The 16,694-nt window shown below is 41.5% G+C and carries 13 protein-coding genes; 6 read left to right on the forward strand and 7 right to left on the reverse strand.

Translation table 11 applies throughout. The annotated features are described in order from the left end of the window. Positions 1 to 19: 19 nt before the first annotated feature. From HMPREF9188_RS08830 to HMPREF9188_RS08855, 6 genes are read right to left on the reverse strand one after another with little or no spacing between them, the layout of a single operon-like run. Positions 20 to 313: a preprotein translocase subunit YajC gene (locus tag HMPREF9188_RS08830; RefSeq protein WP_000381743.1), complete on the reverse strand. Its 294-nt coding sequence runs from the start codon at positions 311 to 313 to the stop codon at positions 20 to 22. Continuing rightward, positions 313 to 1,131, reverse strand: coding sequence for a PTS system mannose/fructose/sorbose family transporter subunit IID (locus HMPREF9188_RS08835; protein WP_000148013.1), 819 nt, complete (start codon positions 1,129 to 1,131; stop codon positions 313 to 315). Before HMPREF9188_RS08835 ends, HMPREF9188_RS08830 begins: the two co-directional genes overlap by 1 nt. Then, the gene (locus HMPREF9188_RS08840; protein ID WP_000026610.1) at positions 1,118 to 1,897 is read right to left on the reverse strand and encodes a PTS mannose/fructose/sorbose/N-acetylgalactosamine transporter subunit IIC; all 780 of its coding nucleotides are present in this window, start codon (positions 1,895 to 1,897) and stop codon (positions 1,118 to 1,120) included. Before HMPREF9188_RS08840 ends, HMPREF9188_RS08835 begins: the two co-directional genes overlap by 14 nt. A 14-nt stretch (positions 1,898 to 1,911) precedes the next feature. Beyond that, on the reverse strand, positions 1,912 to 2,403 hold the full coding sequence (locus HMPREF9188_RS08845) for a PTS sugar transporter subunit IIB (protein ID WP_009730649.1): 492 nt from the start codon (positions 2,401 to 2,403) through the stop codon (positions 1,912 to 1,914). A 10-nt stretch (positions 2,404 to 2,413) separates the two neighbouring features. Further along, positions 2,414 to 3,604, reverse strand: coding sequence for a glycoside hydrolase family 88 protein (locus HMPREF9188_RS08850; protein WP_009730650.1), 1,191 nt, complete (start codon positions 3,602 to 3,604; stop codon positions 2,414 to 2,416). Between the two features lie 11 nt (positions 3,605 to 3,615). Then, on the reverse strand, positions 3,616 to 4,050 hold the full coding sequence (locus HMPREF9188_RS08855) for a PTS sugar transporter subunit IIA (protein WP_007519198.1): 435 nt from the start codon (positions 4,048 to 4,050) through the stop codon (positions 3,616 to 3,618). 270 nt (positions 4,051 to 4,320) lie between these two features. Between HMPREF9188_RS08855 and HMPREF9188_RS08860 the strand changes: the two genes are divergently transcribed. Genes HMPREF9188_RS08860 through HMPREF9188_RS08875 form a run of 4 tightly spaced genes read left to right on the forward strand, consistent with a single transcriptional unit; the run spans position 4,321 to position 7,467 of the window. Then, a complete protein-coding gene (locus HMPREF9188_RS08860) occupies positions 4,321 to 5,136 on the forward strand; it encodes a gluconate 5-dehydrogenase (RefSeq protein ID WP_000185882.1) in 816 nt (271 codons plus the stop codon). Between the two features lie 18 nt (positions 5,137 to 5,154). Continuing rightward, complete coding sequence (locus HMPREF9188_RS08865; RefSeq protein ID WP_000684788.1) at positions 5,155 to 5,796, forward strand: RpiB/LacA/LacB family sugar-phosphate isomerase; 642 nt, start codon at positions 5,155 to 5,157, stop codon at positions 5,794 to 5,796. A 30-nt stretch (positions 5,797 to 5,826) separates the two neighbouring features. Beyond that, positions 5,827 to 6,828, forward strand: coding sequence for a sugar kinase (locus HMPREF9188_RS08870; RefSeq protein ID WP_009730651.1), 1,002 nt, complete (start codon positions 5,827 to 5,829; stop codon positions 6,826 to 6,828). A 9-nt stretch (positions 6,829 to 6,837) separates the two neighbouring features. Next, on the forward strand, positions 6,838 to 7,467 hold the full coding sequence (locus HMPREF9188_RS08875) for a bifunctional 4-hydroxy-2-oxoglutarate aldolase/2-dehydro-3-deoxy-phosphogluconate aldolase (RefSeq protein WP_007519190.1): 630 nt from the start codon (positions 6,838 to 6,840) through the stop codon (positions 7,465 to 7,467). A 126-nt stretch (positions 7,468 to 7,593) separates the two neighbouring features. Here the strand turns inward: HMPREF9188_RS08875 and HMPREF9188_RS08880 are convergent, their stop codons facing one another. Beyond that, entirely contained in the window at positions 7,594 to 10,797 is a 3,204-nt protein-coding gene (locus tag HMPREF9188_RS08880; protein ID WP_009730652.1) for an LPXTG-anchored hyaluronate lyase, read from the reverse strand. Between the two features lie 223 nt (positions 10,798 to 11,020). Between HMPREF9188_RS08880 and HMPREF9188_RS08885 the strand changes: the two genes are divergently transcribed. Continuing rightward, the gene (locus HMPREF9188_RS08885) at positions 11,021 to 11,497 is read left to right on the forward strand and encodes a glutathione peroxidase (RefSeq protein ID WP_009730653.1); all 477 of its coding nucleotides are present in this window, start codon (positions 11,021 to 11,023) and stop codon (positions 11,495 to 11,497) included. A gap of 343 nt (positions 11,498 to 11,840) precedes the next feature. Further along, a partial coding sequence (locus HMPREF9188_RS08890) for an alpha-L-fucosidase (RefSeq protein WP_009730654.1) occupies positions 11,841 to 16,694 on the forward strand: 4,854 nt, incomplete at its 3' end.

Consider the following 16,694-nt stretch of genomic DNA (forward strand, 5'->3'; position numbering starts at 1 on the left):
TCTATTACCAGAAAAAGAACTACTTAAAAAGCAGTTCTTTTGTCTTTCCCATTACACTTTCCTTTTCTACATAGATGACCACACCTTTTGCAATCTGCAAGGAGACCAAGTCATCTTTGATAGAAATGATTTTTCCATGAATTCCAGACAATAACAACACTTCATCACCAGATTTTAAAGAAGCTAAATACTCTTGTCGTTGCTCCATCTGTTTGTGAAGCAACTTTTGCTGACGAATAGATTGAAAGCTTGACAGTAAAAGGGGGCTAACTGCCAAGACAATCACTATTCCATAAAACAATGTTGTATCCATTAAGCTAGAATCTTAAGCCAGCTTCCGATAATTCCGATGATAACTGTTAAAATAACGAGTTTATATGTTGTCCATTTCTTTTCTTTGATCAAGTAGTAAACTAAAAGTGTAAATAGGGCTGGTAGAAGAGCTGGAGCAACCTTATCAAGCATTCCCTGAATACTTACGATACTTTGTTTAGCGTCTGCTTTAACTTCCCCTGCAGCAAAGGTGATCGGCACCATAATCTTAACAGATGTCGCTGCCAAACCAGCAATTACGGTTACACCGATAATATTGGCAATACGAGAAATCGTTGCCATCTGCTCGCTTAGTTTATCAATCACAGTTGTTCCCAGTTTGTACCCATAGAGACCAGTTGACAATTTAATCGCTGTCAAAATCGTATTCATCGCAAGGAAGAACAAGATTGGACCGACAACCAAGCCTTCTTGAGCAAACGAAGCTGCGATGGTTGAGAACAAAGGAGCTAAACAGAATTGAGAAAGAGAATCCCCAATACCTGCCAATGGTCCCATCAAGGCCATCTTGATGCTACGTGTTTCTTTTGCTGGTCGGCCATTTTCCAACATTACAAGGTGCAAGCTGGTAATAAAAGGCAGGAAGTGTGGGTTGGTATTATAGAATTCACAGTTTTCTTCCAAGGCTTGGTAGAAACCTTCCTGATCCTCTCCATAATGTTTTTTCAAAGCAGGATACATCACATTGGCATATCCCAACCCTTGATAGTTACTATAGTTAAATCCATTTTGACAAAAGAATGCCCGCAAAGACGTTTTAAGATAATCACGTTTTGTTAATTTGTTAGATCCAGTCATCGTGTGCTTCCTCCTCTACCACATGATCCGCTGTTTTTGGCTTGTTATAAAATTCAATCAAAGCAAAGATAGTACCAACAATTGCAATACCAATTGTTGGGATATTTAGATAAGCTGCACAAACATATCCCAACAAGACAAACGGAATCAACTCTTTCTTAGCCATCACTGACAAGATCATCGCAAAACCGATAGCTGGGAGCATTTTACCAGCAACTGTCAAACCTGTAAGCAATACTGGTGGAATGTAGTCTACGAGTTTCAACAAGGTATCCATTGAAAGGGCACCCAAGCAACCCAAGGTAAATCCAATAAAGGCAAACAACCAAATTGTTGCATTTAGAGTGAACTTAAATTTCTTCAAATTATGGTTTTTCAAGTGCTTCATCGCTGTTTCAGGCGCACCAGCACGTACAGTGTAGGCGAAAGTTTGTAAGAATTGAATCGCCACAGCAATCGGAGTAGAGAGGGCAAGAGCCGCTTCTGGACTGACTTTACCAGCGCTAGTGATAGCCATCAAGGTACCAAAGATACCAGGTCCGATTGGGTTTGGTGGAACCGTACCTCCAGCACCAACACCGAATCCCATATAAGCCAATTCACCAATAGCTCCCATTGCAAGAGCAGTAGGCAAATCACCTAGAATAATTCCGACACCAAATGACAGAACAATACATCTATTGGTGTAAATCCCTAACAGCATTCCACTAAAACAGAAAGCTGTCCATAATCCAATTAAAATCGCTTGAAATACATTAATCGACATAACGATCTCCTCTTTTAAATATAGTCCAGAATGTTAACTTCAACAGCTCCGTCATTTCCTGTTGGAGTTGTTTTCGTATTAAATGTTACTTGATGCTTTTGGCTCAATTCCTTGAGGGCTGCCTTGTCCTCTTCACCTAGGAAGATGGAGCGGGTCACTTGCTCTTTACCAGGAGCATTGTGAATGTTCCCGATATTGATTTCTTTGATAGGGACACCACCTTCTACCAAGGTTAAAGCGTCCTTCACATCCTTTACAACGATAAAGATTGTTTGAGCAGGATTAGCTTTGTGAATGATATCAATCACCTTTTGCAAAGGGAAGAAACGCATGGCAACTGAGTCTGGCACAACTGTTTTCATCAGAGTTTGTTGCATCTTGTCCGTGCTCACTTCGTCATTGGCAACAATGACCGTATTACAACCTAAGTATTTTACCCAAAGTTGCCCTTGCCCGTGAATCAAACGTTCATCGATACGGGTCATAATAATATTTGGCGTTGTCATATTTCTCCTCCTACCAATATAGGTTCCAGTCTTTGTAGAAACGGATTAGCGCTTCTAGGTAATAGTAGTCACCCCAGATATTGCCTTCATCCACTCCTTTACCTGAATGCCATGAGTACACACCGTGGAGGAGACTTGTCCCACCAGGGGTAAATTGATCATTTGCATAATGTTCGATCAAGGAACGAAGCATGGCATGCATAGCATGTTTATAAATATCTTTGTCAGCATCCACCTCTGGGAGATGTTTTAGCATTTCATGAATCCCACAGACGGCGATAGCTGTTGCTGAAGAATCTCGTGATTGATCACTACCATCATTAAAAATCAAATCCCAATAGGAAACATGATCTTTTGGAAGACGATTCAAGAAATAATTGGTTACACCCTTAAACAAGTCAAAGCAGGACTCGTCTTTCAGGTGACGATAAGTCAAAGGAATACCATAGACTCCCCATGATTGACCACGTGCCCAGCATGAATCATCACTATACCCTTGTCTCGTTACACCTTTAAGGGGTTGACCTGTCTCAGGATCAAAATAGAAGGTGTGGAAGGACGAAGCATCATCACGGATTACATTATTAGCTGAAGCATAGAAATGACTTTCTGCAATATCGTAGTATTTTTGATCGCCTGTTTCTTGATAAGCAAAGAACAAGAGCTGGATGTTGAGCAAGCAGTCGATAATCAAACGGTAATGCTCTTTCTTGCCCAAGTCTCCCCAAGCTTGAATAAAACCACCTTTTTCTTGATAGCGTTCAATCAACTTATCTGCAGCTTTCAAGGCTGCCTCTCTGGCCTCTCCATCTCCATTTATCTTATATTCAGCCATACAAGATGGTGTGTATAAGAAACCAAGATCATGGTGATCCAATTCTACTCTCTTATTGACACGATCCAGGAAAGAAAGAACATTTTTATGAGCGATGTTTTTAAATACATCCTGTTGACTGTATTCATAAGCCAACCACAGTTCTCCTGTCCAGAAACCATTGGTCCATTCCGTGTTATCCATGATTGGATAGACATTATCAAAGGTAGCTGGCGTCGGGAAATCTTCCTTGAAATAGTCAAGGTTGAGTTCTAACTGCCGAATAACCTTATCAATTGCCTGGCCAACTTCTTCTTTCGTCAGAAGTGGTACTTCTAAGAAGCGCTCAGGCGATTTTATTTCTTCAATCGTAACCTTTTTTATCATTCTTTTACCCTTTAAATACCCGATTCGAAATCTTCTTCCTCTGCCTCTGCATCCGTTGAAAACAATTCTTTACCATTTACGACTCCGCCCTGGGCCGCCGCTACTGATTTATTAACAACCTCATCAAAGCTATGAGCCATTCTAGCAAAGACTGCTTCCATTAACATGGCTAAGTTCAAACCCGAGAGAACATTCATTGTTTTGGCTGGATTTTCTCCCATTATGGTAGAAGAAACCTTGAATGGCGATCCTCCCAAGAGATCACTTAGGATTAAAACCTCTTCTTCATTTGAAATTGCAAGTAAGATTTTTTGCTTGAGTTCATCTGCTGACATTCCTTCCACAAAGTCAATCGCCTCCACATTTTCTTGATTGCCTGCAATCAATTGTAAAGAACTATAAATCCCTGTGGCAAAATGTCCATGCCCTACAAGTACAATTTTCATCTTTTCTCCTTCCTTGTTTGAGTTTACCGGTTTACTTTACATTTCCCATTGTAAACCTTTATTTTTATCTTGTCAATAGTTTTTTTAAAAAAATATTAGCGCTTTCATTGTTTATTTAACCATTGCAATAGACAGAAATTTCAAAATCTTCCGTTTTTTAGAAAAACAAAGATTTTTAGAAATAAAAATATTTAATCATTGACAAAACCGGTTTACTAGAATATAATTTGGTTATAGAGAAGTCTTAACAAATTTGAAAGGAAGTATCAAATGACAAATACATCATTCTCAATTGAGCAGTTTTCTTTAAAAGGAAAAATTGCTCTCATCACCGGCGCTTCTTATGGAATTGGATTTGCTATTGCCAAATCCTACGCTGAGGCCGGCGCTACTATTGTCTTTAACGATATCAATCAAGACCTGGTCAATAAAGGGATTGAAGCTTATCGTCAAGTCGGCATCGAAGCCCATGGGTATGTCTGTGATGTGACAGACGAGGACGGTATCCAAGCCATGGTCAAGCAAATCGAACAAGAGGTTGGTGTCATTGACATCCTCGTTAATAACGCTGGTATTATCCGCCGCGTTCCAATGTGCGAAATGAGCGCCGCTGATTTCCGTAAGGTCATCGATATTGACTTAAACGCACCATTTATCGTTTCAAAAGCAGTCATTCCTTCTATGATAAAGAAAGGGCATGGAAAGATTATCAATATTTGTTCGATGATGAGCGAACTGGGACGTGAAACAGTTAGCGCTTATGCTGCCGCTAAAGGAGGCTTGAAAATGTTGACCCGCAACATTGCGTCTGAATACGGTGGAGCCAATATCCAATGTAACGGAATCGGACCGGGTTATATTGCCACTCCTCAAACAGCACCTCTTCGTGAGTTGCAAGAAGATGGTTCTCGCCACCCATTTGACCAGTTCATCATTGCAAAAACACCTGCTGCACGTTGGGGAAATCCTGAAGATTTAATGGGCCCTGCTGTCTTTCTCGCTAGTGATGCCAGCAATTTTGTCAATGGCCACATCCTATATGTAGATGGCGGTATCTTAGCCTACATCGGAAAACAACCTGAGTAAAAATAGAAAGAGGATCTTATGAAAATCGCATTAATCAATGAAAATAGTCAAGCTAGTAAGAATCACATTATTTACGATAGTCTGAAAGAAGCAACAGATAAAAAAGGCTACCAATTATTTAACTATGGTATGCGTGGAGAAGGAGGTGAAAATCCATTAACATACGTACAAAACGGCCTAATGGCTGCCATCCTTTTAAATACAAAAGCAGTTGACTTTGTTGTTACCGGCTGTGGTACAGGTGTAGGGGCTATGCTTGCTTTGAACAGTTTCCCTGGTGTTGTCTGTGGTCTAGCAGTGGATCCAACTGACGCTTACCTTTATTCTCAAATCAATGGTGGTAACGCCTTGTCTATCCCTTATGCCAAAGGATTTGGCTGGGGGGCAGAACTGACCCTCAAATTGATGTTTGAACGCTTATTTGCTGAAGAAATGGGCGGTGGCTACCCAAGAGAACGTGTAATCCCTGAACAACGCAACGCTCGTATCTTAAACGAGGTGAAACAAATCACCTACAATGATTTGATGACCATCCTTAAAACAATCGACCAAGACTTCCTCAAAGACACCATCTCTGGCAAATACTTCCAAGAATACTTCTTTGAAAACTGCCAAGATGATGAAGTCGCTGCTTATTTGAAAGAAGTATTAGCCAAGTAAAGCTATTCTAAACCAGAAAGGAACTAATGGATGACGAAAATATTACTGTTTGGCGAACCATTAATTCGAATCTCACCATTAGATGCCACCAGTATCGGCGATCATGTTGCCAGTTCGACTTATTTTGGCGGATCAGAAATTAACATCGCTTGTAATTTGCAAGCCCTGGGTATCTCAACAAAAGTCTTTACTGCACTCCCTGCCAACGAGATTGGAGATCGTTTTCTCACATTCTTGAAACAGCACCAAATCGATACCAGTTCAATCTGTCGGCTTGGCGATCGAATCGGCCTCTACTATTTAGAGAACGGCTTTGGTTGTCGTCAAAGTGAAGTTTTCTACGACCGCAAACATACGAGTATCAGCCAGATTCGGCCAAACATGCTAGATATGGATTCTCTCTTTCAGGGGATTAGCCATTTTCATTTCAGTGGAATCACCGTAGCTATCGGTCAAGAGGTCCGTACGCTCCTTCTCCTACTCTTGGAAGAAGCCAAGCGCCGAGGGATTATCGTTTCAATGGATCTCAATCTGAGAACAAAGATGATTTCAGTCCTAGAAGCCAAGTATGAATTTTCTAAGTTTGCACGTTTCGCTGACTATTGCTTTGGTATTGATCCTCTCATGATTGATGACCAAAATCTAGAGATGTTCCCAAGAGACAGAACCAGCCTAAAAGAGGTGGAAAATCGCATGCGACAATTAAAAGAAGCCTATGGTTTCAAGGCCATTTTCCATACCCTCCGCTCTAGTGATGAACAAGACAAAAATGTCTATCAAGCCTATGCTCTGGGAGAACGATTTGAAGAGTCTGTCCAACTAAAAACTGCAGTCTATCAACGAGTTGGTAGCGGGGATGCCTTTATATCTGGTGCCCTTTATCAACTACTCCATCATTCCTCCTTAAAAACTACCATTGACTTTGCAGTTGCGAGCGCAACTCTCAAATGTACTCTTCCAGGAGACCATCTCTCCACTTCCGAAACTAGTATTGAAAAATTACTGGCAAATGCACAAGATATCATTCGTTAGGAGAATTACATGACCAAATCAGATACGATTATTGAACTAAAAAAACAAAAAATTGTCGCTGTTATTCGAGGAAATACAAAGGAAGAAGGACTGCAAGCCTCGATTGCTTGTATCAAGGGCGGTATCAAAGCTATTGAAATCGCCTATACCAATCAGTATGCAGGGCAAATCATCAAAGAACTTGTAGACTTGTATCAGGACGATCAAAGTGTTTGTATCGGTGCAGGTACTGTGCTTGATGCCGTAACTGCTAGAGATGCTATTCTAGCCGGAGCAAATTACGTTGTTTCTCCATCTTTCCATGCTGAAACTGCAAAAATGTGCAATCTCTATAGCACTCCCTACATTCCAGGCTGTATTACCCTCACAGAGATAACGACTGCACTTGAAGCCGGTAGTGAAATCATTAAACTCTTCCCAGGTAGTGCTCTCAGTCCAGCATATATCTCTGCAGTCAAGGCACCGATCCCACAAGTTTCCGTAATGGTAACCGGAGGAGTCGGCCTAAACAACATTCCTCAATGGTTCGCTGCTGGTGCAGACGCCGTTGGAATTGGTGGCGAACTCAATAAACTCGCTTCCCAAGGCGACTTTGACCGCATCAGCGAGATTGCTCAACAGTATGTTACACTCAGATAAAATGAAGTGAAAAGGGATAAGTGTTAACTTATCCTTTTTTAAAAGAAAAATCCGAAGATATTTGACCTTCTTCGGATTTTTTCTATTTTCCACAGTTTCATGTGATTCATCTAGATGATGAACAAATCAGTTGTTCTTTTCTCTGCGGAACAGATAAACCGCCCCAAGTAGCAAGAGCCCTAGACTTGCCAAGATTGACTGACCTTCTCCTGTATGAGGGAGATTCTTTTGATCCGAATGGTTCTTTTCTTCTTCAGATTTTTCCTTTTCTTTTGAATCCTGAGTTTGTGGCTGAGCTGCTTGTTCTAACTTTTTAAAGACTTCCTGATCTAGCGCTGATTCCTGGGTTTCAGGATTGTAGTAGGCAACCTTATAGTCATCCCCTTCTTTTCGAATAGTATAGACTCCACGTTTCAAGACTTGGAATTGGTTGGAAATAGTAGAGACAGAATCATCATATTTCACAATGCCCCAAACTCCTTGTTTGGCATCATAAACAGACTGAAGGGTCTCATTGTTATCGATGAGGCTACTTTCTAACTCTTTTACCATTTGATTGAAGGTGGCACGATCCACGTTAGGGATGAGCATATAGCCATAAGAATCTCCATTTTCCTTATGAGCCTGACTAATCGTAAGAAATTCATTTTCGACTTCCTTGTCTGACTGTCCTTCATTGATATCCTTCCAAGATCCCTTTTGGACAGCCTTACTCATACTGATTGAACTCTTCTTAAAGAAAAAGTAACCAATATTCTTTTTCGAATTGGACGATTCTAAAAAGACACTTTGGGTTTCAGGATAATCCTTTTCTTGTTCTGTAAAGGAGGTTTCTTTATCATTGACATAGACTTTATATGGATTACTTGATTCCAGTTTTCTCTGGTCAATTGTAGTTGCAGCAGCATCTGTTGAAGTGTTCTGGATATTGCTTCCTAAAAAGGCGATCTTATCCTTCAGCATAAACCAGCTCTTATGAGCGGTCAAGGTCTGATTCCAGTTGCTGAAATCCATGGTTGCTGTCGCATTAGCCTCATCTAGTTTGCTCGTCCCAACGAAAGCAGATGGCAAAACTTTACCCGTGTCACTATCCGATCTTTTAGAATCCGTCTCAGTTGTACCAGGCATCTTATAAGGGTTGACTGTTGGCCAGTAGCCGTTGCTATAATGACTTAAATCGCCATTATAGAGATAGAACATCCCATCACTTGTATACCAACCACGTTTGTTTTCCTTGTTCATGTGTTCATAGTTTAAGGTACGACTAGAGAAGAGTGACAGACCAAATCCAAACCCTTTCTCTGCATTGTACATAGCTGTTTTATCCATCTTATTAAAGGCAGATAGGTAGCTTGTTCTTGGAGTACTTGCAACTCCTGCATCACTTAACAAGGATTGCATCAAGCTGATATCCTTATAGGTCTTCAAATTCTTAAAGACATCATAATAAGTATCCGATTGGACAATAGTCTTCACAAGACTCTGCAAACGTTGTTTGGTTTCTCCTTCAGACATATCCGCTATCCGGTGAATCCCTCTCAGTACTTCTACCGCTGCCACGTGCCCCTCACTGTTGGCTCGACTAATAGAGCGCCCACGACTCATATCCATCAGCTCTCCATTTACCAGTAAAGGTGCAAAGGATTTGTCAATCCAGTGGTACATGGTTTGCATTTTATCTTTATCAATTGGACTCTTGGTCTTTTGAATGACTGGCAATAGTTGAGACAGGCCATCAATCAAGACATTCCCATAAGCACCTGTATAGGCAACATTGGTATGGTCGATATAAGATCCATCCTGATAAAAACCTTCTCCTTGGTCTACCAGCTTGAACACTTGCTCAATTGAACGAATGGTCGACGAAATTTCCTGATCATCCTTGCGCAGTAAACCAGCTATAACTTTTACCCTTCCCATATCCACTAAGTTTCCACCCAGAGCCTTAAATGGGTTATCCGTCGTCTTTCGGAAATGTTCTGGATCTGGCACAAATTTTTCAATCACATCTGTGTATTTTTTGATTTCCTCATCTGAGAAGTATTCTTTCATCAGAGACAAGGTATTGTTGATTGCGCGAGGAGTTCCAATTTCATAATCCCACCAATTCCCAACAATGCTTTTTTCACTATTGTAGACATGTTTATGCATCCATTCCATGGAATCCCTAACTGTTCGAATAACGGTTTCATCTTGATAATAACGAGAAGAAGGATTGGTCACTTGCTTGGCCATCTCCTCCAATTTCCGATAAGTGGCAGTTAGATTCGCAGACGTTTTATAATTTGAAAATTTCTCCCACAAATAGGTACGATCTGCTTGAGTAGAAAGACTGGCTAAGCTATCCGCCACCTTTCCTTCCAGCTCCTGGTTTAGTTTGACCATCTGTTCATTTTTAGAATCATAGTATTGATTCCCAGCAATGATGCCATTCCAATCATCCAAACGGGCTGTGTATTCATCCTTAACAGACGCCAGAACCTTCAAAGGAACCTTCTTCACTTCCTTCCCATCTTTGCTGACAATGACATTGGTTATCCCTTCCTTAAGAGGTTCTAAAATTCCATTTTTAACTGAAGCAAAGTCAGGATTTTCTACCTTATAAGTATAGTCCGCAAGAGCAAAGACATGTTTTTTCCCAATTGGTAAATCAATCTTTTCCTCAAGCTGTTTATCTGTTTGTGAACCCTCAGAAGGCTGGTCTGCTACCTCTACCAGCTCGATATCCTTAAAAGAAACAGTCCCAGTTCCCGTTTCATAGAATAACTCCAGCTTGATTTTATCCACCTCTAAAGTCAGGCTATAGTCTGCTTCAATAGTCTGCCAGTCCTTTGTTCCTGATGTCGTCGTAGAATTCCATAATTGTTTGTCTTTACCATTTTCCTCAATGATACGAATCTTGGCAAACCCGACTTTATTATCTGTTTTGATCTTGAAACGCAGTTTATACTTTTTCTTAGCTTCAATAGGGACCATACGGTGAACCACCGCCCTTAATTTCTCATGGCTTGAGATAGTGATAGCCCCATCCTTAGCCTCAATGACTCGAGTTGAGGCATCTGCAGAACTATTCTTCTGGTCTACCCAAGCTGACCACCCCTGAGCTTTGCTTCCTGTCCACGGACTGCTTCCATCTTCCGTCTGACCAAAATCACCATTTTCAACTAAATTTTTTGTATCCCTTTGCTGATACTGAACTTCCTTCTGGCTTTGCTGAATGGTATTCGTAGTTGTTTCTTCCGCTCCAACTGTCATATAATGGTTTAATAAAAATCCTGATAAAACAAGTGAAGACAAACTCACAATGAGCTTCTTAGTTTTTGTTTGCATGTGTACACTCCAATAAACATATTGTAAAATCAATAGGAACTAAATCTCAAATTAGAGATTTATAGCAACTAAGTAAACCGGTTTAATTAAATCATACCATTTTAAAAGTTATTTGTAAACGATTTCTATCATATCAGGGGTCTATTTTTCAACAACTTCTCTCATCCAACTCGACGAAAAAAAGAAAAACTGTTACAATGTAGAAAAAGAAAAGGAGACCATCATGACTTCACTCTATGATTTTTCCGTTTTAAACCAAAACAACCAAGTAATCCCCTTGGATATCTATCGTGGTAAAGTTCTCTTGATTGTCAACACTGCTACCGGATGCGGGTTAACCCCCCAGTACCAAGGGCTCCAAGAACTCTATGATCGCTATCAAGATCAGGGTTTTGAAATCTTGGATTTCCCTTGCAATCAGTTCATGGGACAAGCGCCCGGTAGCGCAGAGGAAATCAATAGCTTCTGTAGCCTACACTACCAGACTACTTTTCCTCGTTTTGCCAAGATCAAGGTCAATGGTAAGGAAGCAGATCCTCTCTACCTTTGGTTAAAAGACCAGAAATCTGGCCCTTTGGGAAAACGAATTGAATGGAATTTCGCTAAGTTTCTCATTGGTCGAGATGGGCAAGTCCTTGAGCGCTTCTCTTCCAAAACAGACCCCAAAACCATCCAAGAGTTTATTCAAAAATTACTCTGATTTCTTTTTAAAACGCATCCTTTCATTTAGTTTGAGCCCTGAAAGGATGCGTTTTTTCTTTAAAAAGTAACTTATTTTCTTTAATTTATACTTATTTTTTGCTTTTTTGCTATTGCATTTCTTTTATTAATTTAGTATATTTGTTATATTAAAAACTTTTAGTCATTTTAAGGGAGAAATGGCCTATTAAATTTTTTTATCTTAAAATGAAAGCGCTTTATAAACAGGAGGTAAGGTGGCTTACAAATTATCAGAGAGTTGTTTTCCTTAAGTCAAGTTGTAACCAAGTTAAGCTTGGGCTCGGGTAGTAGCTGACTGCCTTTCTAAAAACTAGGAGTATATTATGAATCGATACCTTTTTGAAAAAGGGCAAACTTTTAGCATTCGGAAGTTAACTGTGGGCGTAGCCTCTGTCATCGTCGGACTGGCATTTTTTGCTTCTGGAACCGTACGTGCAGACGAAACGTCTCCTACCGCAACATCCAATTTAGATCATCAAATTGAACAAGTCGCAGATATAGAGGAAAGCAAGGTTGAACCAGCTAAAGAAGAAGGCCGAGTAGAGACCGAAAAACAAGAAACACCTGCTGCCGATACCAGCAGTGCTAATTTGCTCCCTGAAAAAATTCAGGACCGTGCCTATCCAGACACACCTGTCAAAGAACTCGATACGACAACTATCGTTGACAAGAAAGCTAGTCCAACAGTAGAAACTAAGAGCATTCTAAAGGATAAGGAAGAAACTCCAAAAGAGTCTGAGAATGGAAACCGTGCTATTATTAACGGTGGACAAGACCTCAAACACATCAACTACGAGGGGCAACCTGCTACTGCTGCTACTATGGTTTACAGCACTTACAATGCAGGGGAGCAACGTTACCTCGTTTCAGGCTCTGGTATCTTTGTTGCACCTAATTTGATTCTTACCGTTGCTCATAACTTCCTAGAAGCCAATAAAGAAACTGGAGAAGGCCACATTCGTGGTGGAAAATCTGCCCAGTTCTACTATAACGTTGGCTCAAACAGCGAAAAGAAAAACTCACTTCCGTCTTCTGGAACTACGGTTTTATTTAGAGAAAAGGATATCCATTTCTGGAATAAGAAGGAGTTTGGCAAAGGCTATAAAAACGACCTTGCTCTTGTAGAAGCTCCTATTCCTCTTCCAATTGCTAGCCCAAACAAAGAAGCAACCTTTGCACCTTTAGCGGATCACAAGACGCATCAACCAGGAGAAGCCATTAGTACGATTGGCTACCCAACTGACTCGAGCTCAAAAGAGCTGAAACAGCCTATCCTAGCTGGCCAACTTTACAAGGCTGACGGGACTATCCGATCTGTTGAGTCCTATGATGATAAGGGAACGACCGGTATCACCTACCAAACCACTTCTGTATCTGGTTTGTCTGGTGGTGGGATTGTGGATAGCCAAGGAAAAGTTCTCGGTGTTCACCAACACGGAACCGTTGACAATGGGGTTCCTGAAAAGGATCGCTTTGGTGGCGGACTCGTCCTTTCACCTGAACAACTGAAATGGGTTAAAGACATGATTGCCAAATATAGTGTGAAAGGCTGGTACCAAGGAGATAACGGAAATCGTTACTACTTTACCGATGAGGGGCGTATGCTACGGAACGAAACAGCTGTTATCGGAAGCAACGAATATTCCTTCAACCAAGATGGGATTGCTACCTTAACCAAGGGAGTTGAATACGGACGTGTGGTTATCCAACACGAAGACGAAGAAGGAAATCCAGTCAAAGATAACGATACTTTTATCGAACAGACAGCTGTTGATTCTCCATTTGACTACAATTTCAAAAAAGAAATCGAGAAAACGGACTTCTATCAGAAGAATAAAGACAAATACGAAATTGTATCCATTGATGGCGTAGCAGTCAATAAACAGCTAAAAGATACTTGGGCTGAAGAGCACAATGTTGTCAGCAAAGCACCTGCCGGTACACGTGTCATCAAGGTGGTCTATAAAGTCAACAAAGGCTCCTTCAAAGTTTACTACCGTCAAAAAGGAACCACTACTGAACTAGCGGAAGCGACAGTTGATAACAATGGCGGCCAAGAGTATGACGTTTCCTTTGTCAACGCCTTCCATGCAAAAGACATTGCTGGCTACCGTCCAGTAAAAGCTAGCTTGGAAGCAAGGATCCAGCAAAAAGGGGTGAATGAGGTCGTCTTTGAATACGAGCCAGTCGCTAATACAGCTAATCCAACGACTCCAACACCACCAGTAGCTCATCCAGAAGATAAGGAAACCGAGATTGGCAATCATGGGCCTCTTCCAAGCAAGGCTCAACTCGATTACCACAAGGAAGAATTGGCGGCCTTCATCCACTACGGAATGAACACTTATACCAATTCTGAATGGGGAAATGGGAAAGAAGACCCTCGATACTTCAATCCAACTAACTTGGATACTGACCAGTGGATTCGTACTCTGAAGGAAACGGGCTTCAAACGAACCATTATGGTTGTTAAACACCATGACGGATTCGTTGCTTACCCATCTAAGTACACCAACCATACCGTAGCTGCTAGTCCATGGAAAGATGGAAAGGGTGACCTTCTCGAAGAAGTTTCCAAGTCTGCTAGCAAGTATGACATGAATATGGGTGTTTACTTGTCACCATGGGATGCCAACCATCCTAAATACCATGTCGCAACCGAAAAAGAATACAACCAATACTATCTCAACCAACTGAAAGAAATCCTTGGAAATCCAAAATACGGAAATAAAGGAAAATTCATCGAAGTTTGGATGGACGGTGCGCGTGGTAGCGGTGCCCAAAAAGTAACCTATACTTTTGATGAGTGGTTCAAATACATCAAAGAAGCTGAAGGAGATATCGCTATCTTCTCTGCTCAACCGACAAGCGTTCGCTGGATCGGAAATGAACGTGGTATCGCAGGTGACCCTGTATGGCATAAAGTGAAAAGAGCCAACATCACAGACGATGTGAAAAACGAATACCTCAACCATGGTGACCCAGATGGTGATATGTACTCTGTGGGGGAAGCTGACGTTTCGATCCGTTCTGGTTGGTTCTACCATGACAATCAACAGCCGAAATCACTCAAAGAGTTGATGGACATCTACTTCAAGTCTGTTGGTCGTGGAACCCCTCTCCTTCTCAACATTCCACCAAACAAAGAAGGAAAATTCGCAGATGCGGATGTAGCTCGCTTGAAGGAATTCAAAGCAACCCTAGACCAAATGTATGCGACTGACTTTGCCAAAGGGGCCACTGTAACAGCAAGTTCTACTCGTCAGAACCACCTCTACAAGGAAAGTCACCTGACTGACGGTAAAGATGATACTAGCTGGGCCCTCTCAAATGATGCCACAACTGGTAGTTTCACAGTCGATTTAGGACAAAAGAGACGCTTTGACGTTGTCGAACTCAAAGAAGACATCGCCAAAGGTCAACGTATCTCTGGTTTCAAGATTGAAGTCGAAATCAACGGACGCTGGGTGACTTACGGGGAAGGTTCAACTGTTGGTTACCGTCGCTTGATTCAAGGTAAACCTGTAGAAGCACAAAAAATCCGTGTAACCATCACCGGTGCTCAAGCAACCCCAATCTTAACCAACTTCTCAGTCTACAAGACACCAAGCAGCATTGAAAAGACAGATGGCTACCCTCTTGGACTTGAATACCACTCAAACACAACGGCAGATACAGCCGGAACAACTTGGTACAATGAATCTGAAGGTGTTCGTGGTACTTCTATGTGGACCAATCAAAAAGATGCCAAAGTAAGCTATACCTTCACAGGAACCAAGGCCTATGTCGTCTCTACAGTCGACCCAGGTCATGGAGAAATGTCCGTCTACGTTGATGGCCAAAAAGTTGCGGATGTGCAAACTAAGAACGCAAGCCGTAAACGCAGCCAAAAAGTCTTTGAGACAGGTGATTTAGCACCAGGCCAACACACTATTACTCTTGTAAATAAAACAGGCGAACCAATTGCTACAGAAGGGATCTACACCCTAAACAATGATAGCAAGGGAATGTTTGAACTCGAATCTACCAACTACGAAGTCGAAAAAGGAAAACCAGTCACTGTTAAAATTAAACGTGTTGGTGGAAGCAAGGGAACTGCTACTGTTCGCTTCATCACAGAACCTGGAACTGGGGTTCACGGTAAAGTTTACCAAGATACAACTCAAGATGTGACTTTTGAAGATGGAGAAACAGAAAAGACTGTTACCATCCCAACGATTGACTTTACAGAACAAGCCGACTCTATCTTTGACTTTAAAGCCAAGCTCACTTCTGTTTCTGATGGTGCCCTGCTCGGTTTCGCTACCGATGCAACCATCCAAGTGATGAAAGCTGAATTGCTGATCAAGGATCAAACAAGTTATGATGACCAAGCTAGTCAGTTGGATTACAGTCCTGGCTGGCACCATGAAACCAATTCGGCAGATAAATACCAAAAGACGGAGTCTTGGGCTTCCTTTGGTCGCTTAACTGATGAGCAAAAGAAAAAAACAACTGTCACAGCCTACTTCTACGGTACTGGACTTGATATCAAGGGCTATGTTGATCCAAATCATGGTATCTACAAAGTCTTCCTAGATGGCAAAGAAGTTCCTTATCAAGATGGCATGGGAAATGCGTCGACTATTGATGGTAAGAAATACTTTAGCGGTCACGCTACCCAACGCCAAGGCAATCAAACGCTGGTTAGCCTAAAAGGTCTGGACGAAAACTTGCACGCAGTCACCCTTCAACTCGATCCTGATCGAAACGATTTGTCTCGAAATATCGGTATTCAGGTAGATCAATTTATCACTCGTGGCGAAGGTAGTGAACTCTACAGCAAGGCCGATATCATCCAGTCTATCTCAAAATGGAAAGATGATCTGTCCAACTTTGACCCAGCAGGCTTGAAAAATACGGCTACCGCACGCCAAGCTTTCCAAGCAAATCTAGAAAAATTGAGAAACCAACTCAGTGCTGATGCAGTGGATGTTCAAGAAGTCATGTTGACAGTCAGTGCCCTACAAGATATCCTATCCAAGGATGAGAACTATCAAAGAGGCCAAGAGGAACCTAGCCCAGAGCAACCGGAACAGCCAGAAGAACCTGAGAAACCTGACCAGCCTGAGCAACCAGCTGAACCAAAACAACCGGAAATTGAGTATGATAAGGCTATGGACAGCTTAACAAAAGCT

The sequence above is a fragment of the Streptococcus sp. F0441 genome (genome assembly GCF_000314775.2).
Taxonomy (GTDB): domain Bacteria; phylum Bacillota; class Bacilli; order Lactobacillales; family Streptococcaceae; genus Streptococcus.